Annotated in this window: 27 protein-coding genes; 16 read left to right on the top strand and 11 right to left on the bottom strand. The window is 38.9% G+C overall.

Annotated elements, in window-relative coordinates:
• Window positions 1–73: 73 nt before the first annotated feature.
• A complete protein-coding gene (gene lepB, locus I6E82_RS14300) occupies window positions 74–724 on the bottom strand; it encodes a signal peptidase I (protein ID WP_007582535.1) in 651 nt (216 codons plus the stop codon).
• Window positions 725–907: 183 nt separating this feature from the next.
• Here lepB and I6E82_RS14305 point away from each other — a divergent pair, with 183 nt between their 5' ends.
• Window positions 908–1,408, top strand: a complete 501-nt coding sequence (locus tag I6E82_RS14305; protein WP_149592549.1) for a fasciclin domain-containing protein — start codon at window positions 908–910, stop codon at window positions 1,406–1,408.
• A 109-nt stretch (window positions 1,409–1,517) separates the two neighbouring features.
• Here I6E82_RS14305 and I6E82_RS14310 read toward each other — a convergent pair whose 3' ends face one another.
• The 3 genes from I6E82_RS14310 to aceK all read right to left on the bottom strand — a co-directional run bounded on the left by I6E82_RS14310 (window position 1,518) and on the right by aceK (window position 4,631).
• Window positions 1,518–1,769, bottom strand: coding sequence for a DUF2999 family protein (locus tag I6E82_RS14310; protein ID WP_007582532.1), 252 nt, complete (start codon window positions 1,767–1,769; stop codon window positions 1,518–1,520).
• Between the two features lie 62 nt (window positions 1,770–1,831).
• Complete coding sequence (locus I6E82_RS14315; RefSeq protein ID WP_010554229.1) at window positions 1,832–2,794, bottom strand: zinc-binding dehydrogenase; 963 nt, start codon at window positions 2,792–2,794, stop codon at window positions 1,832–1,834.
• 64 nt (window positions 2,795–2,858) lie between these two features.
• Window positions 2,859–4,631, bottom strand: coding sequence for a bifunctional isocitrate dehydrogenase kinase/phosphatase (gene aceK, locus I6E82_RS14320; protein WP_197110805.1), 1,773 nt, complete (start codon window positions 4,629–4,631; stop codon window positions 2,859–2,861).
• Window positions 4,632–5,059: 428 nt separating this feature from the next.
• Between aceK and I6E82_RS14325 the strand changes: the two genes are divergently transcribed.
• The 6 genes from I6E82_RS14325 (at window position 5,060) to I6E82_RS14350 (ending at window position 8,708) form a co-directional block, all read left to right on the top strand.
• A complete protein-coding gene (locus I6E82_RS14325) occupies window positions 5,060–6,007 on the top strand; it encodes a LysR family transcriptional regulator (RefSeq protein ID WP_101216732.1) in 948 nt (315 codons plus the stop codon).
• A 306-nt stretch (window positions 6,008–6,313) separates the two neighbouring features.
• The gene (locus I6E82_RS14330) at window positions 6,314–6,646 is read left to right on the top strand and encodes a hypothetical protein (protein ID WP_133120254.1); all 333 of its coding nucleotides are present in this window, start codon (window positions 6,314–6,316) and stop codon (window positions 6,644–6,646) included.
• An 87-nt stretch (window positions 6,647–6,733) separates the two neighbouring features.
• A complete protein-coding gene (locus I6E82_RS14335) occupies window positions 6,734–7,183 on the top strand; it encodes a hypothetical protein (RefSeq protein ID WP_101216730.1) in 450 nt (149 codons plus the stop codon).
• Window positions 7,167–7,616: a GNAT family N-acetyltransferase gene (locus I6E82_RS14340; protein ID WP_197110804.1), complete on the top strand. Its 450-nt coding sequence runs from the start codon at window positions 7,167–7,169 to the stop codon at window positions 7,614–7,616. The genes I6E82_RS14335 and I6E82_RS14340 overlap by 17 nt, the downstream gene beginning before the upstream one ends.
• 29 nt (window positions 7,617–7,645) lie before the next feature.
• Window positions 7,646–7,852, top strand: a complete 207-nt coding sequence (locus tag I6E82_RS14345; protein ID WP_010554223.1) for a hypothetical protein — start codon at window positions 7,646–7,648, stop codon at window positions 7,850–7,852.
• A 424-nt stretch (window positions 7,853–8,276) separates the two neighbouring features.
• Window positions 8,277–8,708, top strand: coding sequence for a hypothetical protein (locus tag I6E82_RS14350; RefSeq protein WP_010554222.1), 432 nt, complete (start codon window positions 8,277–8,279; stop codon window positions 8,706–8,708).
• 12 nt (window positions 8,709–8,720) lie between these two features.
• On the opposite strand, the gene icd is transcribed toward I6E82_RS14350, so the two are convergent.
• Window positions 8,721–9,989: an NADP-dependent isocitrate dehydrogenase gene (icd, locus tag I6E82_RS14355; protein ID WP_197110803.1), complete on the bottom strand. Its 1,269-nt coding sequence runs from the start codon at window positions 9,987–9,989 to the stop codon at window positions 8,721–8,723.
• Window positions 9,990–10,176: 187 nt separating this feature from the next.
• Here icd and I6E82_RS14360 point away from each other — a divergent pair, with 187 nt between their 5' ends.
• Window positions 10,177–10,980, top strand: a complete 804-nt coding sequence (locus I6E82_RS14360; protein ID WP_197110802.1) for a M61 family metallopeptidase — start codon at window positions 10,177–10,179, stop codon at window positions 10,978–10,980.
• Here I6E82_RS14360 and I6E82_RS14365 read toward each other — a convergent pair.
• Window positions 10,977–11,528 carry a hypothetical protein gene (locus tag I6E82_RS14365; RefSeq protein WP_197118150.1) on the bottom strand — a complete coding sequence of 184 codons (552 nt, stop codon included), beginning with the start codon at window positions 11,526–11,528 and terminating at the stop codon, window positions 10,977–10,979. The two genes, I6E82_RS14360 and I6E82_RS14365, sit on opposite strands and share 4 nt — an antisense overlap.
• Window positions 11,529–11,898: 370 nt before the next feature.
• On the opposite strand from I6E82_RS14365, the gene I6E82_RS14370 reads away from it, so the two are divergent.
• Together I6E82_RS14370 and I6E82_RS14375 are read left to right on the top strand one after the other, a co-directional pair.
• Window positions 11,899–12,066 (top strand): hypothetical protein, encoded by a 168-nt coding sequence (locus I6E82_RS14370; protein ID WP_002961566.1) that lies wholly within the window; start codon window positions 11,899–11,901, stop codon window positions 12,064–12,066.
• Between the two features lie 139 nt (window positions 12,067–12,205).
• Window positions 12,206–13,048: a transporter substrate-binding domain-containing protein gene (locus I6E82_RS14375; protein ID WP_197110800.1), complete on the top strand. Its 843-nt coding sequence runs from the start codon at window positions 12,206–12,208 to the stop codon at window positions 13,046–13,048.
• An 84-nt stretch (window positions 13,049–13,132) separates the two neighbouring features.
• On the opposite strand, the gene I6E82_RS14380 is transcribed toward I6E82_RS14375, so the two are convergent.
• The 5 genes from I6E82_RS14380 to rnm form a co-directional block, all read right to left on the bottom strand.
• A complete protein-coding gene (locus tag I6E82_RS14380) occupies window positions 13,133–13,714 on the bottom strand; it encodes a YceI family protein (protein ID WP_007582505.1) in 582 nt (193 codons plus the stop codon).
• 1 nt (window position 13,715) lies between these two features.
• Window positions 13,716–14,267, bottom strand: coding sequence for a cytochrome b (locus I6E82_RS14385; protein ID WP_165721489.1), 552 nt, complete (start codon window positions 14,265–14,267; stop codon window positions 13,716–13,718).
• Window positions 14,268–14,412: 145 nt separating this feature from the next.
• Complete coding sequence (locus I6E82_RS14390; protein WP_010554218.1) at window positions 14,413–15,249, bottom strand: segregation and condensation protein A; 837 nt, start codon at window positions 15,247–15,249, stop codon at window positions 14,413–14,415.
• A gap of 6 nt (window positions 15,250–15,255) precedes the next feature.
• Window positions 15,256–15,876, bottom strand: a complete 621-nt coding sequence (locus I6E82_RS14395; RefSeq protein WP_024590418.1) for an L-threonylcarbamoyladenylate synthase — start codon at window positions 15,874–15,876, stop codon at window positions 15,256–15,258.
• A complete protein-coding gene (gene rnm, locus I6E82_RS14400; RefSeq protein ID WP_197110799.1) occupies window positions 15,873–16,727 on the bottom strand; it encodes an RNase RNM in 855 nt (284 codons plus the stop codon). Before rnm ends, I6E82_RS14395 begins: the two co-directional genes overlap by 4 nt.
• Window positions 16,728–17,191: 464 nt before the next feature.
• On the opposite strand from rnm, the gene I6E82_RS14405 reads away from it, so the two are divergent.
• Genes I6E82_RS14405 through trpA form a run of 6 tightly spaced genes read left to right on the top strand, consistent with a single transcriptional unit; the run spans window position 17,192 to window position 23,780 of the window.
• On the top strand, window positions 17,192–18,760 hold the full coding sequence (locus I6E82_RS14405) for an anthranilate synthase component 1 (RefSeq protein ID WP_007582499.1): 1,569 nt from the start codon (window positions 17,192–17,194) through the stop codon (window positions 18,758–18,760).
• 1 nt (window position 18,761) lies between these two features.
• Window positions 18,762–19,364, top strand: coding sequence for an aminodeoxychorismate/anthranilate synthase component II (locus I6E82_RS14410; RefSeq protein ID WP_197118151.1), 603 nt, complete (start codon window positions 18,762–18,764; stop codon window positions 19,362–19,364).
• 11 nt (window positions 19,365–19,375) lie between these two features.
• The gene (gene trpD, locus I6E82_RS14415; protein WP_197118152.1) at window positions 19,376–20,413 is read left to right on the top strand and encodes an anthranilate phosphoribosyltransferase; all 1,038 of its coding nucleotides are present in this window, start codon (window positions 19,376–19,378) and stop codon (window positions 20,411–20,413) included.
• Complete coding sequence (trpCF, locus tag I6E82_RS14420) at window positions 20,406–21,770, top strand: bifunctional indole-3-glycerol-phosphate synthase TrpC/phosphoribosylanthranilate isomerase TrpF (RefSeq protein ID WP_197118153.1); 1,365 nt, start codon at window positions 20,406–20,408, stop codon at window positions 21,768–21,770. Before trpD ends, trpCF begins: the two co-directional genes overlap by 8 nt.
• A 7-nt stretch (window positions 21,771–21,777) precedes the next feature.
• Window positions 21,778–22,962, top strand: coding sequence for a tryptophan synthase subunit beta (gene trpB / locus I6E82_RS14425; RefSeq protein ID WP_197118154.1), 1,185 nt, complete (start codon window positions 21,778–21,780; stop codon window positions 22,960–22,962).
• The gene (trpA, locus tag I6E82_RS14430; RefSeq protein ID WP_024590411.1) at window positions 22,959–23,780 is read left to right on the top strand and encodes a tryptophan synthase subunit alpha; all 822 of its coding nucleotides are present in this window, start codon (window positions 22,959–22,961) and stop codon (window positions 23,778–23,780) included. Before trpB ends, trpA begins: the two co-directional genes overlap by 4 nt.
• The last annotated feature ends 89 nt before the right edge of the window (window positions 23,781–23,869 follow it).

Consider the following 23,869-nt stretch of genomic DNA (forward strand, 5'->3'; position numbering starts at 1 on the left):
TTTTATTTATAAAATAGCCAAATGTGTGCTCATAAAATTTGATTGGGCGCTATACAAAATTAATTACTACTAATTAATTCAGCTTTTTCAATACGCGATCTTTTCTTGGTAGGTAATAATTATCGTAATCAAGTGACACTATAACGCGCTCTGCTTTTCCTAATAACTCGTTACGCGGAATTAAACCTATTACACGCGAGTCAGCGCTATTGTCGCGGTTATCGCCCATTGCTAAGTAATAATCATCAGGAATTGTAATTGCATCAAACCCCGATAAACGTGAAGGAATATTTGCCACTCTTATCGAATGTTCTAATCCGTTTAAATCTTCAATTTTATCAAGCGAGTCTATGTTGCTTCGCTGATCTGCATAATTAAGTTTTTTACCATTAATAATGAGCTCATTATTTTCAAGCGCAACGGTGTCTCCTGGCACACCAATTACACGTTTAATTAAACGGTTATCGGCAGCTTGTGAGTCAAAAACAATAATATCACCAGCTTGTGGATCCGCTAATTTAAGTAATTTTATGTGCGTAAATGGGACGCGAATATCGTAGGCCATTTTATCGGTAAGTATTCTGTCACCTTCTTGAATGGTCGGTTTCATTGAGCCTGTTGGCACTTCGTACCAATCGGCAACAGCGCTTCTAAATACGCTCATCAGTGCAATAAATACGATAAGAGAGCGGTTATTTTTCCAAAACTTATAAACTAATTTCATGCCTATTCCCTTCAATTGAACAAGTCTTTAATTGAGTAACTATTTATATGACTTTGCTAATTAGCTGCAGTTCAATCAATGATGTAACAAAACATGTTGACTACTAATTTTAATTGATCGATTAAATTTAGAGCGTCGTAACATTTAACGAAACCAACGGGTATTAACTTAAAGGAAAATAAAATGTTTAAGAAAATTACTACTGCATTATTGTTTACAACTGCAAGCCTTGGATTTACTACAATGGCTTATGCTGATCATCATGGTATGAAAAAAGACGTTGTTGAAGTAGCCGTTGAAAATGGTTCGTTCACTACTCTTGTTGCTGCTGTTAAAGCCGCAGGTTTAGTTGAAACGCTGCAAGGTAAAGGACCGTTTACTATTTTTGCACCAACAGATGCTGCATTTTCTAAATTACCTGAAGGCACTGTAGAAATGCTACTCAAGCCTGAAAACAAAGACAAGCTAACGGCGGTATTAACTTATCACGTAGTGTCTGGAAAAGTGATGGCAGCCGATGTAATGAATGTAGACAGTGCGAAAACACTACAAGGCCAATCAGTTATGGTTAAAGCCGACAGCATGGGCGTAATGATAAATGACGCTAAAGTTGTAAAAGCTGATGTAAAAGCAAGCAACGGCGTAATTCATGTTATCGACACAGTACTACTTCCAAAAGAGTAGTCATAAAAGAATAAGCCAAATAAAAAAGCATAAGTAAATACTTATGCTTTTTTATTGTTTTATGTTTTATGTTTTATGTTTTATGTTTTATGTTTTATCACATAAAAAATTATTGATTTAGTTTTTCTTTCGCTTCTTTTACTTTTTCAAAATCTAAACCAAGTTCGTCAGTCGCTTCTTTAATAAGGTGCGGTTGAGTCATTACGACTGCCATTAGTTGCTGTAGTTTTTCTGGCGGAATACCAAGCTCTTGAACAAGCGCCATTGCCATCATTGGGTTTTGAGTAAACGCTTCAAACAATGCTTTTACTTTTTCGTCGCTTACATTGTGCTCTTTAAGTATTGCTAGTATTGGATTCATTATTAAACCTTAAGTGTTTTTTATAGGGCTTAGTATATGGGCTAAACCCTAAAATTAAAGAGTTACTCTACAAGTAAAACAACTTTACCAGCATTTTCATTACGCTCTAAAATAGCATGAGCTTCGTTTGCGTCGCTCCAAGGCAATGTTTTGTACAGGTTAAAGTCGTACTTTTTAGTGGCAATATCATTGTAAAAACGCGCTACAAAGTCGTCGCGCACCTGGCGTTTAAACTCAATACTACGATTTCTAAGCGTTGAGGCATGAAACGAAATACGTTTGCGTAAAAGCGCGGCAAAATCAACTTCTGCAAAACGTCCATCTAAAAATGCAAGCATTACAATTTGGCAATCCATCGCTGCAATAGCGGCATTTTTATTTAAGTAACTCCCCGAAACAGGATCTACAATTGCATTTGCTGTTAACTCATTTGCTTTCATATATTCTACAAAGTCGGTGGTTTTGTAGTTAATTGCATGATCGGCACCGAGTTCTTTTGCGTGTCGGCATTTGTCATCCGTACCTGCGGTAATAACCACGGTAGCACCTGCGCTTTTAGCCATTTGAATTGCTGCACCGCCCACACCACTAGCACCTGCATGAATAAGCGCTGTTTGCCCTTTTTGCAATTTACCAAGCTCAAATAACGCGCCAAATGCTGTTAGGTACACTTCGCTTATTGCTGCGCCTTCAGCCATTGTTACATCATCGGGTAATTCCATAAGCTGCTTTGCATCAACGGCTACATATTCACTGTAAGCGCCACCAGAACACAAAGCAAAAACACGTTTATTAAGCCAAACTCTATCAACTTTACCACCAATATCGCTAACAACACCGGCACATTCTAAACCTAAAATAGGGCTATCTCCCGCAGGGGCCGGGTATTTACCTTGGCGCTGCATACTGTCTGCACGGTTTACACCTATTGCTGCAACTTTAACAAGTACTTCATGGCTCTTTAAAACCGGTTTTTCGGTTTCACTAAATGCAAGATTACCATCTTCATGAGAAATATATTTCATTGTTGCTCCAAGTTTAAAAACTGTAATAACATATAGATGGGGATGAACACAGATTCAAACAACCTCAAAAGCGCCAACTTTGTTTGTAAGGATAAACATCGGGTAGATAACCATTGTGTACTTGTTGCTGACAACCTTGCCAAAACGTCGCTAAAAACAAGTTACTGTGCTCATTATTAAAATAATTAAACGCAATCTCGTTGGCGCTAAAAAACACCTTAAATTGGCTCGGAAATATATCGTTTTCAGCTATATCAAAATACGAGTTACTACTTAGCTCTTCAAGTGCATTTTGGGTTTGTGGCACCTCTCTAAAGTTGCAATCGGTTAGTGGGCAAATTTCGTCAAAGTCGTAAAACACCACTCGCCCCCATCGCGTTACGCCAAAGTTTTTCATTAGCATGTCGCCCGGAAATATATTAGCACCGGCTAATTCTTTAATTGCTTTACCGTAATCATGCATAACTCTCTCTAAGGTTTTGTTATCGCATTGGGTAATATATAAATTAAGCGGGGTCATTTTACGCTCAACATAAACGTGCTTTAAAATAAGTGCCTTGCCAGATATAACCATGCTGCTGCCAATTTGGCTTTTCATCTGCTCAAGCAGTTCATCGCTAAAACGGCTTAAATCAAACGCTAAATATCTAAATTCGTGTGTGTCTACCAAACGACCAACCCTATCGGCTTGTTTTACAAAGTTATACTTTTCTTTCACTTGTGCTTTGGTGGCTGTTTTTGGCGCACTAAATTTGTCTTTAATTACTTTATAAACGTAATCTAGCCCTTCAATAGTAAATACCAGCATTACCATACCTGGCGTCCCTGGTGCTGTGACATACTTGAAGTTGGCTGGGCTATTTTTAGTCGTATCAACCTTGTGCCGATAAAACTCAGTTTTGGCGTGCTTTATAAAACCAATGGCGTTAAATAACTCAAAGCGTTGTTTATGTGGCATTAACACACTTAAGTAATCTACATAACGAGCGGGCTTATCGGTATCAACCATAAAATAGGTGCGTGCAAAACCAAATAATAAACTTAATTGATCGGCGCCCATCATTACAGCATCAAGCTTTAATCCCTCATCGGTATTTAAAATAGCGATAGCAAAAGGCATATTGTCGCCATTTTTAGCAATGCAGCGCCCAATTAAATAACAGGCTTTGTTTCTAAAAAATAATGAGTTGGCGTATTCAATATACCCATCGTTTAAATTTATAAGTTCGTACACCTGTTTGCATTGCTGCTTAGCGCCTTGCATTAACGTACTTTGTAATGTGGCTACATCGCGTTCTAAATGACTAAACGGCACTCTAAATACTTGATTAGTGATAAGCGTTTTAACGGCGTTATTAAACCCATTATGTAGCGATACCCTGCTCACTAAGCTTTCATAAGAGCGCGGCTCACTACGATACTTTGCTTTTAATACAAACAAATGCACAGTACGAATTTTTTTATCGTCCCAAATTGCGCCAAACGTTGAGTTAAAAAAGGTATGCGCAATAGGTTTATTTTCGTGATTTTCTACCATATCGCCGTAAATATTTTTAGCTAACTGCCACGTTTGCGGGCAAGTAAGTTCAGCATAAGCAATAACTCTCACGGCTTCACTCACGTTTTTAACTTCGCGCTCATACACCTGTAAACGTTCACGCATAGCACTTTGTACACTGTGATACTGTCGTTGTTCAAAACGGCTTTGTGCACCCAGTGTAATATTTAAAAATTGCGAAAACATCGCCTCAAATCCAGCAAAAACAGATCGTGCAAGCTTACTGGCTACAACGTGTTGTAGCGCATTATTAGATTGATTTGTTAGCTTATTTTGCATAAATACAGCACTTATATTGATGCCAGTTATGGCGGTTATTTTTTATTAATGGTTTACACCTTAGCAAGCAGGCTTTAATTTAGATAATTAATAAAGCATATAAATAGAATTTATTGGGCGTATTGACCTTTCGAGGTTAATTTTGCAGCCGTGTATTTGGTTTTTAAGCAAGGCAAAGTACATGTAGTGTGGTGACTCCCCATAAATGTACTTTAACGCTGCATAAAGGCCAAATACACACTGCCCATAGGGTTCTTTCTAGGGACGATTAACTCTTTGTTGCCTACATGGATGTAGGTAAGGGGCGTGAGCAGGACGCGGAAGCTTTGCTCGATTTTTACTTAGCCCACTAGGTGGCAAACCTCGCGCCGCGATTAAATCGCCCCTAGATTGAACAAATTTCAACCCTGAAAGGCCAACACGCCCATATGAATATAAGAAATGTCGATCTTAACCTTCTCGTTTACTTAAATGTGTTAATAGATGAAAAAAGTGTGTCAAAAGCTGCAAATAAACTTGCTCTTACGCAACCAGCTATGAGTAATGCGCTAAAACGTTTGCGCGATTTATTTGACGACCCGCTACTTGTGCGTGCCGCAGGCTCTATGACGCCAACGGCAAAGGCACTTGCATTAAAGCCTGAAGTTGAGGCCCTATTAAAAATGGCTGAAGCTATTACGCAGCCTAGTGAGCAGTTTAACCCTACAACCGCTGAAGTTACGTTTAGAATAATGGCAAACGACTATATAGAGTCGACCTTAATAGCCCCTTTTATAACGGCGCAGCTTAGTAAAAACCCCGGTATTAATTTTGATGTATTGAGCCCAAGCGACGTAAACCTACAAGATATGGAAAAAGGCACTATTGATTTAGCTATAAACCGCTTTAACGGTCTCCCTCGCTCGTTTCATCAGGCCAGTGTTTGGCGCGATAACTACTGTTGTTTAACGCATCCTAAAAATACATTTTTACAACATTCAGGGTTAGACGACTACTTACAAAAAGAACATATTTGGGTAAACCGTGCAGGTTGGGGGCCGGAGGCCGCTGTTACTAATAAATCAGGTAAGCAAAAATTAGGCTGGGTAGACGAAGCCCTTTGGCAACTAGAACAAACCCGTAAAATACGTGTTTTTACTCGCCACTACATGGTCGCAAGCCTGCTTTGCCAATCAGAGCAACTTATTGCCACCCTACCGCGCAGGCAGGCTAAATTGTTAACCTCTCATACTGATTTAGTAATCAGCCCTGTACCATTTCAAATAGTGCCTATTGAGGTAAAAATGATATGGAGCCCGCTACTACACCACGCGCCTGCACACCAATGGTTAAGGCGTGAATTATTAGCGTTTGCTAAAACGATTGCAGATAGGTAATTAAGAGCAAACCTTTGATTAGTACTCAAGAGCCTAATGCGAGTGCCTGTGCTATGTACTGAATCATCTTATTTTGAGCTAATAGCTTGGTTAGCATTTTAAATACATTGAGTTAAAAACTATCTAATGAAAAAGCTAGAACTCAAATACAGTGTTCGCTGAAGAATTGAATCAAAATAGGTACTGCGTTATTCTTAATTAGTGATATAAAGTCAATAACTTTAGATACTCGTTATCAATAACCTAAGACATATTAAAAAATGGAATTTTATGTACCAATACCTATATTTGAAGTGTTCACTTATAATGAGCAAGGTCACCAAAATTAGCTTTCTTCCTTTCTCTAAAGTTGAAACTGATAATTTAAAAACCCTCTTATTTACTGCACGATTTTTTGTTTATATAGCTCTTGCATACTTTTTGAATGGGTTAGGTACTTTTTTATATGATGTTCATGAAGTTGTTAATTTATACAACTTTGAACAAACTTGGAGCGTAATATTTACAAATATTCATCAGACTCTACTGTTGAAAAAATTATTATGGGAGATGTTATTTAGCGCTGCTATATTAGCGACTGGAGGTATATTGGCTGCAATAGTTTCATTCGAGTTTAAATATGAAAGTAAAAGTGACTAACCTCAAGTCTTTGCTACATTAAAATAAACTTAATCGGATTATAAAAATATCATTAAATAACAACAACTTAAAAACCTTGCTGTGTAAGTGTTATTTAAGAGCCTTTTAAGGAAGATTATTATAAATATTGATTACTCTGCTTATTCACTTAGTGAATTAAACGAAGCAATTGAAAGTATTGACTCACATAAATATCCAGAGAACTACAAACGCCTTAAAGATGAATTAGCTAAACCAAATCGTAACGAGCCAAAAGCTGCGCAACAAATAGTAATAGCTAAAAAGAACACTAAGAAAACAAGTAAAGCGCTCCTGTGTATTGTTTTAGGTTTGTTTATTCTTTTGCGCAGCTATTTTAATTACGAAAGTGGTGTCATTTATAAGAGATACAATGAGCCGGCAGTGGCATCTTTAGAAAATAACCCGAAAAAGTTTTATTTATTTCTTTTTTTCACAATTAGTGCCGGAGGTTTTATTACGGCATATGGTATTCATGCTTTATTTTCTAAAAAAGAAGACAATGATAAACAAACTTAATAATAAGAATAACGATACTGCAAATAAAATTTTTGCTGTCTTTCAAAAATCCTATGCTATTGAGGCTAAACTGATCGGCGCGCATAACTTCCCTCCTTTAGCGCGTAATATTAAAGGTATAAAAAAGTCAGAAACAACTTTTTATGGCTACAGCGAAAAAGAATGTTTAGTAGCTGTTATTGAAGTAGATACAAACAACGAGTGTTTAGATATTTGTAGTTTAACCGTTGATCCTAGTCATTTTAAAAAAGGTATCGCAAGTAAGCTAATAAGTTATGTTTTAGCAATGGATGATTTTTCTCATGCAATAGTGGAGACTGCGGTTGCTAATACTCCTGCAATAAATTTATATAAAAAGCATGGCTTCGTGGAATTTAAAAGATGGACTCCTTCACATGGTATTGAAAACCTGGCTATGTCGGTCGTAATTTAAATCAGTATTTCAAAATAGGTAATTTATAAATGGATAGTGCATCAATAATTGCGTGGAGTGTTTTGTTCGGCGGCATAGGTATTGGCTACCTTACTTACGGGCGAAGAAAAAAAGCCGTAGTGCCACTTTGTATTGGTTTGTCATTATTGGTTTTTCCGTACTTTATGACCAGTGTTAGCATGCTGTTGATTGTAGGCGGTATTTTAGTGGCTATTCCCTACTTTATTAAAATTTAACATTACTATTGTTATTGCTATTGTGACGGCTAAATAAAATACACGCGAAAAATAAAAAAGCGCCACGGTATTCAACTTTGGGAAAATACCGTGGCGCTTTTGGAAATCGTCGATATAGGAATCTACCTACAGCGTATTATTAGCAAGCTTAGTACCAACTTCATAAAATAATTAAAATTCAATAAAAACAATTAACTAAGATTCCTTCTTTATTCCTCAACTCCTCCCCTTGTTCCATTTTTGTGCACACGTTCACCGCATTGCACCAAATCAATTAGTATTATTTAGATATGTTTTCTATTTTTTATTTAGTTTTAAAACTTACTATTGATAAAATCAATATCAGTTATTGAAAACAACAATTTTATTAATATTACACTTAGCGCTAGAGTGAAGTTAAGCCAACAAACTAAGAGTAATTATTATGACAACAGCTTCTTTCACACGCCAAGACGGATTATTCATCGATGCTAACTTGCATCAGTTCATTGAAGAGCAGTTATGCACTAAAGCTAACACCACTGAAACTTACCAAGCGTTAGCTACTTTAGTTGATGAGTTTGGTTGTAAATGCCGTAAAACAAAGCATCAACCAGATGATGTATTAGAAGTTGATACATTATTAAATGCATACCAACTTAAAAATCATCCACTTTGCCATGTTGATGCACAAACTACGGAAGCCGTTTTAGACGAATATTGCTGCCAGGTTCCTGCAATTATTGTTGTTGCGTTAATGGATACGCTTAGTGGTACACAGTGCGATGAACCCCAAGCACATGAGATTTACCATCGTGCAGCGCAGTTAACCAACCGCCCTTGTATGCACAGAGTAAAAACTGCCTCAGCAGCTTAATAATGAATGTATTTAAAAGTGCTCGATAACCTTCTTTGCAAAGCCAGTACAAGTTAAGGTTGTCGAGTTATGAATACTTGAGTTATCGCTCTGCTCTTGCGCTAAATCAAAGGTTACTTCACCGCTTTTAAATGTTTGCTCTAACGCATTTTCTATGAGTAATGCGGCCTCGTCCCACCCCATAAATTTAAGCATTAATACCGCACTTAAAATACTACTACTGGGGTTTGCTTTATTTTGCCCTGCTATACGTTCAAACGTGCCATGTGTAGGCTCAAAAAATGCGACATCGTTATTTAAATTTGCAGCGGGCATTATACCAACACCACCAACTTGTGCGCTCAGCATATCCGCTAAAAAGTCACCATTTTGGTTAGTAGTCACCACTACATCAAATTGCTCTGGATGCATTAAACATTGTTGCAGCATGTTGTCAGCTATGACTTCTTTAATAATTAAGGGCGCTTGGTGTGCTCGCTCTATTTGCAACCAACGCCCATTTTCATGTGCAGTGGCATTAAACTCGTTTTGTGCAAGTGCAAACCCCCAACGCTTAAATGCACCATCGGTAAATTTAAGTACATTACCTTTGTGTACTAGCGTTAATGATTCACTATCGTTTTTAAGTGCATAGTTAATTGCAAAGCGCATTAGTCGCTCAGAGCCTTCTTTAGATATATTTTTAATACCAATTCCGCACTCTTGTGAAAACCTTAGGCGGGTTACGCCCATTTCCTCACATAAAAAATCGAGCATTTTTTCGCTTTCTACACTGCCTGCTTGCCACTCAATACCTGAGTACACGTCTTCGCTGCTATCACGAAGCACTGTTATGTTTGTTAAAAAAGGGTTTTTTAAAGGAGAAGGGAGTGCACTAAAGCCTTTTATAGTGCGCATATTTACAAACAAATCCATTTCTTGCCTGAGTGCGACATTAAGAGATCGAAAACCACCACCTAGTGGTGTGGTTAACGGCCCTTTTATGGCAATTTTACAGGCACGTACCGCGTTAATTGTTTCTTGTGGAAACCAATCACCGTCATACAGCTTTGCGGCCTGCTCGCCATTATAAACCTGCATCCAATGAATTTTCCGTGCGCTTTTATAGCAATGCTCAATTGCACTATCAACAACGTGGCGCATTACCGGCATAACATCTAGCCCCACGCCATCGCCATCAATAAAAGCAATGATAGGTTCTAACGGTATTTGCCAGTGTCCTTGTGCATCAATAGTGATATTTTGGCCGTGCTCAGGAACTTGAATATGCTGATACGTCATGGCTAAACCTAACTTAAAATAACGATTAATTGATTAAACCATGCTTAGCTAGGAGTGTCTGTATTTGTACTTTTATAGTTACTATCATTTTAAAAAATAAAGAATTAGGCGTGATTATTTATCCATTTAGTTGGTCTTGTATATTAGAATTTTCGTACCAATTATTAAATTACAGTGGAGCATTTTAATGAAATTCTTTTTTGTACTGCTACTATTAATCAGCTCTTTTAACGCATTAGCCGTTGAAGTAGTCATACATAACCTTAGCTCGCTCTCAAGTAATGCTCAAAATACGGTGTCTATATGGGTTAATCAAAGTGTTGAAAAAACACAAAATACACTGGGACCTTTAAAACAAACCACATTGCCTATTTATTTAAAACCGCAATACTTTGCTTTTGAGCCTGTACCGTGGGCTACAGTTAAGCGCAATAACCCCGATGGGCTTGAACTACATATAGATCGCTATGCCAGTTTAAATGCATTCACTAAAGATTGGACGCTATACCATGAACTTTCGCATTTATATTTGCCGCTACTTCCCTACTCCGGTTTTTGGCTTAGCGAGGGTTTTGCCAGTTATATGCAAAACGTAATAATGCGTGACAGCGGTATAATTACCCAGCCGCAATTTGTACAACGTTTAAATGCAGGGTTTGATCGTGCCCGCATGCAAACTAAAACTAAAACACAGCCACTTAATAAGCTCTCTGCCGATATGTGGAAACAACGAGCCCAGCAACGTGTTTATTGGACGGGTGCGGCTTTTTTTGCACAGGCCGATTTGGAGCTACAAAAACAAGGTTTATCTGTCGCGGGTATAATAAAACAGTATCAAGTATGCTGTAGACCCGCTCGATCTAGTGCGAAAACCTTTATAAAAGAGTTAGATAAGCTATCCGGTAGTAGCGTTTTTACAGCGCTGTATGCAAAATATAATACCCGCACCGATTTTCCTGATATTAGTAAAGAGCAGCTAAACACGCTTTAACGGCTGCTCTGTTTTATATAGTTACTATATTCAACAAGCCCTTGCGCGTTAAAATTGGTTGAGTACTCGTTCATAAAACCATGCAAAAAATTGGTTTTATAGCACTTAACATCCGCTTTGGTGCTTAAAGCTTTAATAACTTCATCAACATTAAAGTGACTCTCACTTTCTGGAAATATGAACTCACAGGGTACTTTTGCGCTTAAATTTAAATTATGTCTAATTTGCGACGGATAAAAGCCAATTAACTTTTTAAGGTGTGTATTGCCTGTTAATAACTGTGCCCGCCATTCTGCACTTGCCCCTGCACTAAAAGCAATACACGTCGTTGGCAATTTTAAACTCTCAAAGCATTTTTGAAGTTTGTCGGTGTATTTATCATGGCCACAGTGCTGTATGAAATTATTGTAACTATCTTGTTCACTTTCAATAGCTTGAAACTTGTTATTGTAAGGGTCAATAATCACTAGATTTGAACTAATTGCCTGTGATAACTTCCTTAAAGCAGGGGTTAAACCATAAATATCACTCACTATTAGGTAATTCATACTTATCCTTTGGTAACTAAAAATGGGCTTTGTAAGCAGTTGATAAGATTTATTATAAATATTTTTACAAAAATAGCTTGCACACAATTTATATATAAGTTACCTTCCCTCTCTGGTTTAAAGAAACCGCCGCGGTTAACCATTTACCCTGATCCAGTAAGCCCCGCAAAACGTATATTTGAAAGCTAAGTTATTGTACGGCGAGAACCCCTTGAATAATACCGAGATGATTTTTTACTATCATCGCAAAAGTGTCATAAAGATCGTCAACACTGTAATGAAGCTAAACACAACATCGTTAATTTATTAACTGCAATTTGCTATAAAAATATAGCGCAGAATAAATAACAAGAATAAAGTGAGTTTTATTATGTCTTATAAATATAATGGGTCTATGATCCAAATCGCACATCCAGTGCAATCAATTTCAGTAAACAAACATCGTGTAATCTTTAGTGATACACAAGGTTTAAAAAATGCATTGTTTCAAAAAGCGAGTGATGCACGCCAGTTTGTTAAGTGGCTAAAAGCTAACTAAGCAACACATAACTTTAATTGCCCTTTTATTATTGCAATTATTGATAAGATATTATGCCAGCCTCGTTGCTGGCATTTTACTTTTTAGCTCTTTATTGGTTACAATAGTTTTACAATAATAATTACTGGCAGCTGTTGTAATGCTCCGTATATTTTTAACTTTCTTACTTTTTTTCTGTCTGAGCTCAATAGGCAATGCTAGAACCATAAACTGGCTAGCGCACGACTTTGCACCCTATTATATTTTAAATGGTCAATATCAACACCAAGGCCGTGACGAAAGCATAATTTCATTACTTGAAAAACAACTTCCTAATATTACCTTTAACCGCATGCTTATCCCTTCAGGTAAAGTAATCCAAGAGCTATCTAATACTTCAAATAATGTTTGTGCGTTATCGCTTTATAAAAATGATTACAGAAAAGAGCATATTTATTTTACAGAGGAGAGCTCAACAACGGGCCTCTCGCCTTCAATAGCAATGCACAAAAGACTCGCCAAAGCGCTAAATATAGCGGAATCAAAAGAAGTATCACTATTAGATTTAATACAAGATAAAAAACTAACTCTTGGGATCTCTATGAGCCGCTCTTATGGCCAAGAGATAGATACATTGATAAACAGTACGCCTAATATAGATTTAGTAATTAGACCCACTCGCGATAGCCTAGCGAGCCTCACATATATGCTTAACCTAAAACGAATTGATATTTTGCTGGGTTACCCAAGCGAGCATTACTATTTAGCTAAATCAATGCACTTTGAAGAGAACTTAACGCAGCGTCCATTAACCGAATCACCTGCGTTAAGTTATGGTTTTATTGGCTGTACTAAAAACAAGCAAGGCGCAGAAGACATTGCTATTCTTAATGAGCAGCTTAAAGTTATTAAAAAAACGCAGGCTTATAATGATTTACTCATGCGCTGGTTGCCCGAGCATTTAAGGCCGCTATTACAGTCACGTATTAATAGCGCAAAATAAGCAAATTCGAAGTCGCTTAATTTGAGTTTCTGTTAAGCAAAAAAAACGCCACAGTAAGTGGCGTTTTTATATTTAATAATGGTATTACTGACGAACGCCTTCTATTGATAAAATAATATCAACATGAGTAGATGCAGGTCCTAAGTTGTAATCAATACCGTAATCGGTAAGTTTAAGGCTGGTTTCGCCCTCAAAACCTACGCGGTAGCCGCCCCACGGATCTTTACCTTCGCCCACTTTATCTATTTCAAAGGTAATAGTGTTTGTTACGCCGTGCAGCGTAAACTCACCGGTTACATCAGCCTCTTCGCCGTCTTCATCAAATTTAATACTCGTGCTTTTAAATGTCGCTTTTGGGTATTTATCTACATTTAAAAAATCTTTACCATGTAAATGCTTATCGCGCTCTGCATGGTTAGAGTCAAGACTTGTGGTATCAATGTTTACCATAATTTTTGACGCATCAGGGTTTTTAGCATCGTAACTAAATGTGCCGTCAAAAGTATTAAAACGACCATATAACCAGCTGTAACCTAAGTGTTTAATTTTAAAGTTAACAGATGCATGCCCGCCTTTTGTATCAATTACATAATCAGCTGCATTGGCGGCTGTTGCCGATAACATCATTGCAGCCGAAACGGCTGTGCTTACTAATAATTTTTTCATTTTAATCATCCTTTAATGGTTTGATCATTCTAATTAAGGTTTTATCTTTATCGATAAAGTGATGTTTTAACGCCCCTAGTGCATGCAATACTGCAAACCCGATTAATGTGCACGCGCCGTAATAATGTACTTTTCCTGCAATATCGGCTTGGTCATCAAAGGCAAAATCAAGCGCTGATACATTAAATAAAGTAAATACTTCTATTGGACGCCCGTCTGCGGTTGATATTAAATACCCTGCAACAACAATAACAGCCAAAATAATATACATAGCAATATGCGCCGTATGCGCTAATTGGTTCATGCCTTTACTCTCACCTAATGGCTTAGGTTGTGTAGATAAAGCACGCCATAAAACTCTAAATAAAAATACGGCCACAAGCGTAATACCAATACTCTTATGTAAATCGAGTGAACCTTTATACCAGCTATCGTAATAAGTAAGCTCAACCATATATAAACCTAAACCAAACAGGCCAAAAATAGTCAGCGCCATGAGCCAATGTAAAATAATGGCGACAAGTCCGTAAGATGAAGGTGTATTTTTAAACATGTGTAACGTCCTATAATGCTATGACGTTACAATATAGTGCACAGCCGTAAATGAAAATAACATTTACAAACACTTTATGTGCGTATACGCACAGAACTTTATTATTTAAAGTCAGTTTTGCAAATAGATGATTAAACAGATAAGTTTATAGGGTGGATTGTTCGCTTAAGCTGACATAAATTAAGCTCTCAGGGCTCACTTGCAAACAGGTAACAAGCCCTTCTTTAATAAGCTCAAGCATAGCTATAAAACTAACCACTACACCACTTCGCCCTTCATTTGGGGTAAAAAGCGCATTAAATACCACTGCCGAGTTTGCTTGCGATAGTTGCTGTAATATTTGGCTCATTCTCTCTCGGGTTGAGAGTACTTCAGCAGTAATTTGATGATGCTCAAAGGTTTTTGCACGCGCCATTACATCACTCAGCGCCAGCATTAAGTCTTTAAGTTCAATATCGGGGAGATTTTGACTTGTATCTTCACTTATTGGCATAGCGGCATGCGCTATAAAAATATCACGACCAACTCGGGGAATATCGTCGAGGTTTTCGGCGGCTTGTTTAAACAGCTCATACTCTTGCAGGCGTTTAATAAGCTCTGCGCGAGGATCTTCTTCCTCTTCAAGCTCTTCATGTACAGGGAGTAATAAGCGAGACTTAATTTGCGCAAGTAACGCAGCCATTACTAAATATTCGCCAGCAAGTTCGAGTTGAAACTCGGTCATCATTTCTACATAACTTACGTACTGCTCTGTAATACTAAAAATAGAAAGCTCGAGTACATCAAGCTTATGCTTTTTAATTAAATAGAGCAGTAAATCGAGCGGGCCTTCAAAGGTTTCTAATATTATTTCGAGCGCGTCAGGTGGAATGTATAAATCTTCTGGTTTGTCTACAACCGCTTTACCATGCAAAAAAGCCAGTGGCAGCTTTTGCTGCACTGGCTTTTCACTATTTTTTGTATTCGCAGTGCTTTCGCTCACTCGCTATTACTCAAACGGGCTTGTATCACCACAGCCAACACGCAAAATCTTGACTTCATCTTCCGACAAATCGATTACCGTGGTTGCTTGCTCGGCTAAGTGGCCACCGTGAATAATTAAATCAACGTGTTTATCTAATCGCTCTAATATTTCATCAGGATCTGATTCTGTAAACTGCTCACCTGGTAAAATTAAAGAACACGACATTAACGGCTCACCAAGTTCGGCAAGTAACGCACAGGCTATTGGGTGCTCAATTACACGCATGCCAATGGTTTTTTTCTTGTCGTTTAATAAACGTTTAGGGACTTCTTTTGTGCCTTTAAAAATAAAGGTATATGGCCCTGGCGTATTATTTTTTATTAACCTAAATAGCTGATTATCTACACGTGCGTAAGTAGATAGCTCCGATAAATCACGACAAACTAGCGTAAAATTATCGTTTTTTTCAATACCACGAATACGCTCTATGCGCTCTTTGGCTTGCTTATTACCAATGTTACAACCGATGGCGTAACCCGAATCTGTTGGGTAAACAACAACGCCGCCTTGTTTAATAATATCAACGGCTTGACTAATTAGTCTCGGTTGCGGGTTATCAGGATGAATATGAAATAATTGACTCATGTTAATGCCCCTTCTTCTCCTTCCCAAGCTTGCCAAACACCTTGGCAGTCTTTTGGTAGGTATAAATTTTTGCCAAGCTCTAAATAGCTTGTCGGAAAATGAAAATCAGACCCTTGCGAGCAAAGTAGTTCGTACTCACGGCTGAGTTCACCTAAAAATTGACGTTCGCTTGGCGCCTGTTGAGGTTGTGCAACTTCCATTGCGTCCCCTCCTACACTTTTAAATTCTACTAATAATTTGCGTAGCCACTTGTTTGACATTTGATAGCTACTTGGATGCGCTAGTACAGCAACACCACCAGCGGCATGTATGGCCTCAATAGCGGTTTGCATGGTGCACCAGCAACTTGGTACGTAGCCTGTTTTGCCACGCCCTAAGTACTTTTTAAAAACACCCGGGAAATTTTTAGCAACACCGCGCTCAATAAGGGCGCGTGCAAAATGTGCACGCGTTATTTGCGCGTCTTTTGCCTGCTCTTTAGCTTGCTCGTAAATGCCATCAAAGCCATTTTTTGCAAGGCGAACACCAATCTCTAGTGCACGCTCTTCTCGCTTTTGCTGCTGAGCTGATAATAAAGAGGTAAGGTCAATATTATTAATATCAATATTTAAACCTACAATATGAATTTCGAAGCTTTCCCATTTAGTAGACACTTCGGTACCCGTTATCAATGAAAGCGGTAAGTTTTCGGTTTTAATAAATTGCTGCGCAGGCTTAATAGCCGCCACAGTGTCATGATCGGTAATAGCAAACACATCAATATTTTTATCAACAGCGCGATGCAATAATTCTTCAACCGTTAAACGCCCGTCTGAATGTGTGGTATGGCTATGTAAATCATATTTTATCAAAAGAAAACTGCTTAAAATTAAGGGTTACTGGTGTTTATGTAAGTATAACAACTTTTTTGACTAAATTGTTTTAAATAAACACTTGACACAAAAGCATAAGATACGTTTTACTGTAGCCACTTTCAGACACATTAAGAATTAACAATAATGATCAATTCAAACTTAAACACTATTTGGTGGTGGCACTCGTAATTATCGGGTGATGAATTGTCGTGTCTAACAAAAATTCAAAACCCGCAACTATGCGGGTTTTTTTATAACTAAATTTTACGAAACGTATACGTTAAAAATATTTAACAAATTTTGAGGCAGAAAAACATGAATAACGGTCTTACTCTTACACATCGTTGGTGGTGGCGCCTGATATAGCGGGACGGTAATGATCTGTTTGTAATTTAGATATCGTTATTCAAACCCCGCACTGCTAAAGCATTGCGGGGTTTAATTTTTTGAGGGAATGAGGTTTGATTTTTAGTCATATAACTACCACACCAGGCGAAGTAACAAGCATTACGCAAGTACGCGACTATATTAGTAGTCCTCTTGCATTATACGCGGCACTTGATAAGCCTAACTCACTACTGCTTGAATCGGCTGAGATTGATTCTAAAGACAGTGTAAAAAGTTTAATTTTAGTCGACTGTGCACTGCGCATTGTATGCCAAGGTAAAACAGTTACTATTACTGCTCAATCTAATAATGGGCAACAGCTTCTAAGCTACTTGCAGGCAAATGTTAAAAGCTGTGACGCTACTTTAGACGGCGCAACACTTACCCTGTGTTATTTAGACACTAGCGGCGATACTGACGAAGCGAGTAAACTAATTGCAGATAATGCATTTAGCGCTCTGCGCACTTGTATTAACAGTATAAAAAGCACAACTAACAATCCATTTTCGTTATTTTTAGGCGGTGTATTTGCCTACGATATGGTAGCAAACTTTGAGCAGTTAAGTGATGTACCTGATGGCGAAAATACCTGCCCAGATTACGTATTTTATTTAGCCGAAACCTTAGTTGTTATTGATCATCAAAAACAAACAACCGAACTCATTGGTAATGTATTTAACGGCCCAGACGTACACGCTAACTGCTTTGAAGTAGGTAAAGAGCTAGAGCGATTAAATACACTGTGCGATAACGCTTCAGAATTTAGTGCAGATATGCAAAGTGGCGAATGTGAGGTAAGCGTTGATATAGACGATGACACTTACTGCGAGCAAGTAGTTAAGCTTAAAAAGAATATTGTAGACGGTGATATTTTTCAGGTAGTGCCATCGCGTACATTTTCACTACCTTGTCCTGACGCTTTGCATGCTTATAGCCAGCTTAAAAAGCAAAATCCAAGTCCGTATATGTTTTATATGCGCGATGAAGACTTTGCTTTATTTGGCGCATCGCCTGAATCAGCACTTAAATACACAGTGCAATCTCAGCAAGTTGAAGTATACCCAATTGCTGGCACTCGCCCACGTGGCAAATTTGCTAATGGGCAAATAAATCCAGACCTAGACAGCCGCATTGAGCTTGAACTTAGAAACGATCAAAAAGAGCGCGCCGAGCATTTAATGCTTGTCGATTTAGCCCGTAACGACGTAGCCCGCATTAGTGTTGCAGGTACTCGTTTTGCCAAAGAGCTATTAAAAGTAGACCGCTATTCACAAGTAATGCATTTAGTTTCACGCGTTGTTGGCACACTAAAACCCGAGCTTGATGCACTGCATGCTTACCAAGCGTGTATGAACATGGGCACGCTTGTTGGTGCACCAAAGGTTCGTGCTGCTGAGCTTGTTCGTCAAACAGAAGGTAAGCGCCGTGGCAGCTATGGCGGCGCAGTAGGTTACTTAACCGGTGATGGCGCAATGGATAGCTGTATTGTTATTCGCTCAGCTTTTGTTAAAAATAACAAAGCGTATGTGCAAGCAGGTGCCGGTGTGGTGTTTGACTCAGATCCTATTTCAGAAGCAAACGAAACTCGCGCTAAAGCACAAGCGGTTATCACCGCCATAAAATCTACGTATAAGGCGGTATAAAATGAGTAAAGCGAATCCTATCAAAATCTATTTTTTAGATAACTTTGACTCATTTACATATAACCTTGTTGATGAGCTTACGATGCTTGGCTGCGAACTGGTTGTTTACAGAAACAACATTAGCGCTGAGGTTATTTTTAACAAAATGCGCCAAGAGCAAGGCCAAGTGCTATTAGTACTTTCCCCAGGTCCTGGCACACCAAGCGATGCGGGCTGTTTAATGGAGCTTATTGAGCTCTCTAAAGGCCACTTCCCAATGCTAGGCATTTGTTTAGGCCAACAAGCATTAACACAAAGTTACGGTGGAGTAATCGGTCACGCGGGTGAAACCGTACATGGTAAGTCTTCAATTATTAATTTAGGCGAGCACCCTGTATTTGATGGAATGGGCAATACAATGCCTGTGGCACGTTACCATTCATTAATGGCAACAAAAGTGCCTGATAATATTGAGGTTATTGCCCAGTACGAAGATATCCCTATGGCTATTTATCATCATGATGAAAACGCATTGGGTTACCAGTTTCATCCAGAATCAATACTAACGCCAAACGGCGCAATGCTACTTCAGCAAAGTGTCGCTTACTTAACACGCGCTAAATAAAAGAGGACATTATGAGTACACAACCAGAACAACCCATAAATGTTCAACACGCGATTGAGCAACTAATTACTGGGCAATCATTAAACTACGCAGACGCCAAAGCGCTTTTTGATGAAATAATGCAAGGTAATATGAGTGAAATTGAGCTAACCGCCCTACTTATAAGCCTTAAAATTAAAGGCGAAGTAAGCGACGAGATTGCAGGCGCTGCAGCCTCAATGCGCGAAAACGCCGTTACTTTTACTACCAGCAGTACGCAACTTGCCGATAGCTGTGGCACTGGTGGCGATGGCTCAAACACAATTAATATAAGTACAACGGCTGCAATTGTTGCCGCTGCTGCCGGTATTAACATGGTAAAACATGGTAATCGCAGTGTATCGAGTAATTCAGGCTCAGCCGATTTACTCAAAGCCCTGGGTATTAATATAGATATGAGCCCAGAGCAAGCAGCAAAATGTCTTGAGCAGACTAACTTTACCTTTTTGTTTGCACCGCACTACCACAGTGGCGTACGCCATGCGATGGGCGTACGAACATCGCTTAAAACACGCACTATTTTTAATATTTTAGGCCCTCTTGCTAACCCAGCGGCACCTGAAGTGCAATTACTCGGCGTGTATAACGAAACGTTGTGTATGCCAATGGCACAAACACTTAAAACCCTTGGCACAAAGCGCGCTATGATTGTTCACGGCTCGGGCACTGACGAAATAGCCCTACACGGCCCAACAACGGTAGTTGAGCTAAATAATAGCGAGATTACGCAGTACACACTAAACCCAAGCGACTTCGACCTTGCAAACTATTCACTTGAACAACTCGCTGGTGAAGGCCCACAATACAACGCAAATGCTAGCCTCGCCATCTTGCAAGGCAAAGGCACAGATGCACATAATGCTGCTATTGTGGTTAACGTAGCTGCCCTTTTATACCTAACAGGTAAAGTAGAAACGTTAAAAGACGGGGCAAAACAAGTACAAATATTATTAAGTTCAGGGCAAGCCATGAACACACTAAGTGCAATTATTGAGGTAAGTAATGGCTAATGTATTAGACAAAATTGTTGCTGATAAAAAATTAGAACTAATTGAAAGAAAAGCTGCGCGCCCGCTTGAAAGCTTTAAGCATCTTGCAGTGCCTACAAGCCGTAGCTTTTATAAAGCACTTGCAGCACCTGGCACACAGTTTATTTTAGAGTGTAAAAAAGCATCGCCTTCAAAAGGGTTAATTAGAAACCCATTTGATTTAACTGAAATCACCTCAGTTTATAAAAAATATGCAACCTGCATGAGTGTGTTAACTGATGCTAAATATTTTCAAGGCAGTTTTGATTATCTTGAATTTGTGCGCAGCCAAGTAGAACAACCGCTTATCTGTAAAGACTTTTTTATAGACGAGTACCAAGTGTATATGGCACGTATTTATGGCGGTGACGCTATATTACTGATGCTTTCGGTACTCGATGACGAAAGCTATAAAGCACTGCATGCTGTTGCCGATTCACTTAATATGTCGGTTTTAACCGAAGTAAGTAATGAAGAAGAAGTACACCGCGCACTTGCGCTTAATGCACAAATTATTGGTATTAATAACCGTGATTTACGCGATTTAAGCACCGATTTAGCCACTACTGAAAAACTACGAAAGCTTATTCCGGCTGATAAAGTGGTTATTTCGGAATCGGGTATTTACACCCATCAAGACGTAAAACGTTTAGCTCCATTATGCGATGGCTTTTTAATTGGCAGCTCACTTATGGGCGAGCGTGATTTAGAGCAAGCATGTCGCCGTGTTATTTTAGGTGACAATAAAGTATGTGGTTTAACACGTAGCCAAGATGCACAAGCGGCATATCAAAACGGTGCTGTTTATGGTGGTTTAATTTTTCATCCTAAATCGCCTCGCTATGTCGATTTAGATTGTGCAAGAGAGCTGAGCCAAAGCGCACCACTTAACTTTGTTGGTGTATTTGTAGATGCCCCCATTGAGCAAGTTGCTCAATACGCAAGTGTGCTAAAATTAGCGGCAGTTCAATTACATGGCCAAGAAAGTGACGATTACATTGCTGCGCTGCGTACACAACTTCCAACTAATTGCGAAATTTGGAAAGCCCAAGCAATAAAAGATGCATTGCCAACGCCTGTAAATGGGGTTGATCGACACCTTTACGATACGCACAGTGATACACAAGCTGGCGGTACTGGTAAAGCATTTGATTGGTCGGTGCTTAGCGGCGCAACTACACCATTTATGCTCGCTGGAGGCTTAAATCCAGACAATATTAAAGATGCGCTTTTTAAAGGTGCCTTAGGCCTTGATTTAAACTCAGGCGTTGAAGAATCTGCGGGTAAAAAGTGCCCTAACAAATTACATAATGCTTTCACAAGCATCAGAAATTATTGAGGTTAAAATGCAAAATCCAGCTTATTTTGGCGAGTTTGGCGGTATGTTTGTACCCGAGTTACTTGTCCCTGCGCTTAAGCAGTTAGAAAATGAATTTAACAAAGCACAAAAAGATCCTGAGTTTCAGGCAGAGCTAAGTAAATTATTAAACGAGTATGCGGGTCGTCCTACCCCACTTACTTTAACGCGCAATTTAGTTAAAAACCCAAAAGTAAAACTGTATCTAAAGCGCGAAGACTTATTACACGGCGGCGCACACAAAACGAACCAAGTACTTGGTCAGGCGTTACTTACTAAGCGTATGGGTAAAAAACAAGTTATTGCTGAAACAGGTGCCGGTCAACACGGTGTTGCAACAGCGCTAGCGTGTGCCTTACTGGGTTTAAAATGTCGTATTTATATGGGCGCAAAAGACGTTGAACGTCAGCAACCTAACGTATTTAGAATGAAGTTAATGGGCGCAGAAGTTATTCCGGTAACAGCGGGTTCTGGCACATTAAAAGATGCAGTAAATGAAGCGCTGCGTGACTGGTCAGCAAATTACCAAGACGCACATTACCTACTAGGTACAGCTGCGGGTCCTCACCCATTCCCAACAATTGTACGCGAGTATCAAAAAATTATTGGTGAAGAAGCCAAACAACAAGTACTTAAAGCAGAAGGTCGTTTACCTGACGCTGTTATTGCCTGTGTTGGTGGTGGTTCAAACGCGATTGGTATGTTTACCGACTTTATTGACGAACCAAGCGTTAAATTAATTGGTGTTGAGCCAGCTGGTAAAGGTCTTGATACAAATGAGCACGGTGCAACAATTTGTAAAGGCACTAAAGGCATATTACACGGTACTTATACGTATATTATGCAAAATGACGATGGCCAAATTGAAGAGTCTTACTCTGTATCAGCGGGCCTTGATTACCCAGCTGTTGGTCCTCAACATGCATTTTTACACGAAACTGGTCGCGCTCAATACGTGGGTATTACCGATACAGAAGCGCTTGATGCATTTCAATCGCTTGCTAAAAATGAAGGTATTATTCCGGCACTTGAATCAAGCCATGCGCTAGCTTATGCGCTTAAGTACGCAGAAGAGCTAACTGAGGAGAGTGTTATAGTGATTAATTTAAGTGGTCGTGGCGATAAAGATTTAGCACACGTTCACAATGTACTAACTGAAAGAGGTCAGCTATGAGCCAAGTAAAAACGGATCGTTACGGAAAAATGTTTGCAGCGCTTAACGAGCAAAAACAAGGTGCGTTCGTACCATTTGTAACGATTGGCGACCCAGGTAAAGAGCAAAGTATTGCGATTATTAAAAGTCTAATTGACGGCGGCGCTGATGCGCTTGAGCTTGGTATTCCGTTTTCTGACCCAATTGCAGATGGTCCAGTAATTCAAAAAGCTAATATTCGCGCCCTCGATGTGCACATTAACACACAAGATTGCTTTGATATTATTAAAGAAATACGTGAGTATAATGCTGATATTCCAATTGGCTTATTATTGTATTCAAACCTTGTGTTTAAACGCGGTATAGAAGCATTTTATAAAGATGCAAAAGCAGTAGGCGTAGACTCAATTTTAGTGGCTGATGTGCCTCTGCATGAATCTAAAATGTTTAGAAAGTCAGCAATGGATAACGGTGTAGACCCAATTTTTATTGCAACACCAAATGCAGATGACGACACACTTCGCCAGTGCGCCTCTTACGGTCGTGGTTACACGTATTTACTATCGCGCGCAGGTGTTACCGGTACCGATACTAAAGCACAAATGCCTGCTGGTAATATTGTTACTAAATTAAAAGAATACCATGCAGCCCCTGCTCTTTTAGGGTTTGGTATTTCAACGCCAGATGATGTAAAAGCGGCTCTTAATGCAGGAGCAGCCGGTGCTATTTCAGGCTCTGCTGTGGTTAAAATTATTGAAGCTAACCTTAATGATTTACCAACAATGACCGCGCAACTAAAAGCATTTGTAGCTGATATGAAAGCAGCTACATCGCTATAAGCTAACTAGGGCGTGTTTTATACGCATTAAAAAAAGGGCATTTAAAATGCCCTTTTTTGTTTTTTAAAATCAAACGCTGTATCAATATC

This window comes from Pseudoalteromonas sp. NZS11, from assembly GCF_015864765.1.
In the GTDB taxonomy this organism is placed as follows: Bacteria; Pseudomonadota; Gammaproteobacteria; order Enterobacterales; family Alteromonadaceae; genus Pseudoalteromonas; species Pseudoalteromonas arctica.

Excerpts from the sequence above, each read along its gene's own strand:
- icd (WP_197110803.1), bottom strand. The coding sequence starts at position 9,989 with ATGACGTATCAGCATATTCAAGTTCCTGAGCACGGCCAAAATATCACT.
- I6E82_RS14310 (WP_007582532.1), bottom strand. The coding sequence starts at position 1,769 with ATGAATCCAATACTAGCAATACTTAAAGAGCACAATGTAAGCGACGAA.
- I6E82_RS14375 (WP_197110800.1), top strand. The coding sequence starts at position 12,206 with ATGCTCCGTATATTTTTAACTTTCTTACTTTTTTTCTGTCTGAGCTCA.
- I6E82_RS14315 (WP_010554229.1), bottom strand. The coding sequence starts at position 2,794 with ATGAAATATATTTCTCATGAAGATGGTAATCTTGCATTTAGTGAAACC.
- trpB (WP_197118154.1), top strand. The coding sequence starts at position 21,778 with ATGCAAAATCCAGCTTATTTTGGCGAGTTTGGCGGTATGTTTGTACCC.
- I6E82_RS14395 (WP_024590418.1), bottom strand. The coding sequence starts at position 15,876 with ATGAGTCAATTATTTCATATTCATCCTGATAACCCGCAACCGAGACTA.
- trpCF (WP_197118153.1), top strand. The coding sequence starts at position 20,406 with ATGGCTAATGTATTAGACAAAATTGTTGCTGATAAAAAATTAGAACTA.
- I6E82_RS14385 (WP_165721489.1), bottom strand. The coding sequence starts at position 14,267 with ATGTTTAAAAATACACCTTCATCTTACGGACTTGTCGCCATTATTTTA.
- I6E82_RS14410 (WP_197118151.1), top strand. The coding sequence starts at position 18,762 with ATGAGTAAAGCGAATCCTATCAAAATCTATTTTTTAGATAACTTTGAC.
- aceK (WP_197110805.1), bottom strand. The coding sequence starts at position 4,631 with ATGCAAAATAAGCTAACAAATCAATCTAATAATGCGCTACAACACGTT.
- I6E82_RS14370 (WP_002961566.1), top strand. The coding sequence starts at position 11,899 with ATGTCTTATAAATATAATGGGTCTATGATCCAAATCGCACATCCAGTG.
- I6E82_RS14305 (WP_149592549.1), top strand. The coding sequence starts at position 908 with ATGTTTAAGAAAATTACTACTGCATTATTGTTTACAACTGCAAGCCTT.
- I6E82_RS14360 (WP_197110802.1), top strand. The coding sequence starts at position 10,177 with ATGAAATTCTTTTTTGTACTGCTACTATTAATCAGCTCTTTTAACGCA.
- I6E82_RS14345 (WP_010554223.1), top strand. The coding sequence starts at position 7,646 with ATGGATAGTGCATCAATAATTGCGTGGAGTGTTTTGTTCGGCGGCATA.
- I6E82_RS14380 (WP_007582505.1), bottom strand. The coding sequence starts at position 13,714 with ATGAAAAAATTATTAGTAAGCACAGCCGTTTCGGCTGCAATGATGTTA.
- I6E82_RS14330 (WP_133120254.1), top strand. The coding sequence starts at position 6,314 with ATGAGCAAGGTCACCAAAATTAGCTTTCTTCCTTTCTCTAAAGTTGAA.
- lepB (WP_007582535.1), bottom strand. The coding sequence starts at position 724 with ATGAAATTAGTTTATAAGTTTTGGAAAAATAACCGCTCTCTTATCGTA.
- I6E82_RS14365 (WP_197118150.1), bottom strand. The coding sequence starts at position 11,528 with ATGAATTACCTAATAGTGAGTGATATTTATGGTTTAACCCCTGCTTTA.
- I6E82_RS14350 (WP_010554222.1), top strand. The coding sequence starts at position 8,277 with ATGACAACAGCTTCTTTCACACGCCAAGACGGATTATTCATCGATGCT.
- I6E82_RS14340 (WP_197110804.1), top strand. The coding sequence starts at position 7,167 with ATGATAAACAAACTTAATAATAAGAATAACGATACTGCAAATAAAATT.
- trpD (WP_197118152.1), top strand. The coding sequence starts at position 19,376 with ATGAGTACACAACCAGAACAACCCATAAATGTTCAACACGCGATTGAG.
- I6E82_RS14325 (WP_101216732.1), top strand. The coding sequence starts at position 5,060 with ATGAATATAAGAAATGTCGATCTTAACCTTCTCGTTTACTTAAATGTG.
- trpA (WP_024590411.1), top strand. The coding sequence starts at position 22,959 with ATGAGCCAAGTAAAAACGGATCGTTACGGAAAAATGTTTGCAGCGCTT.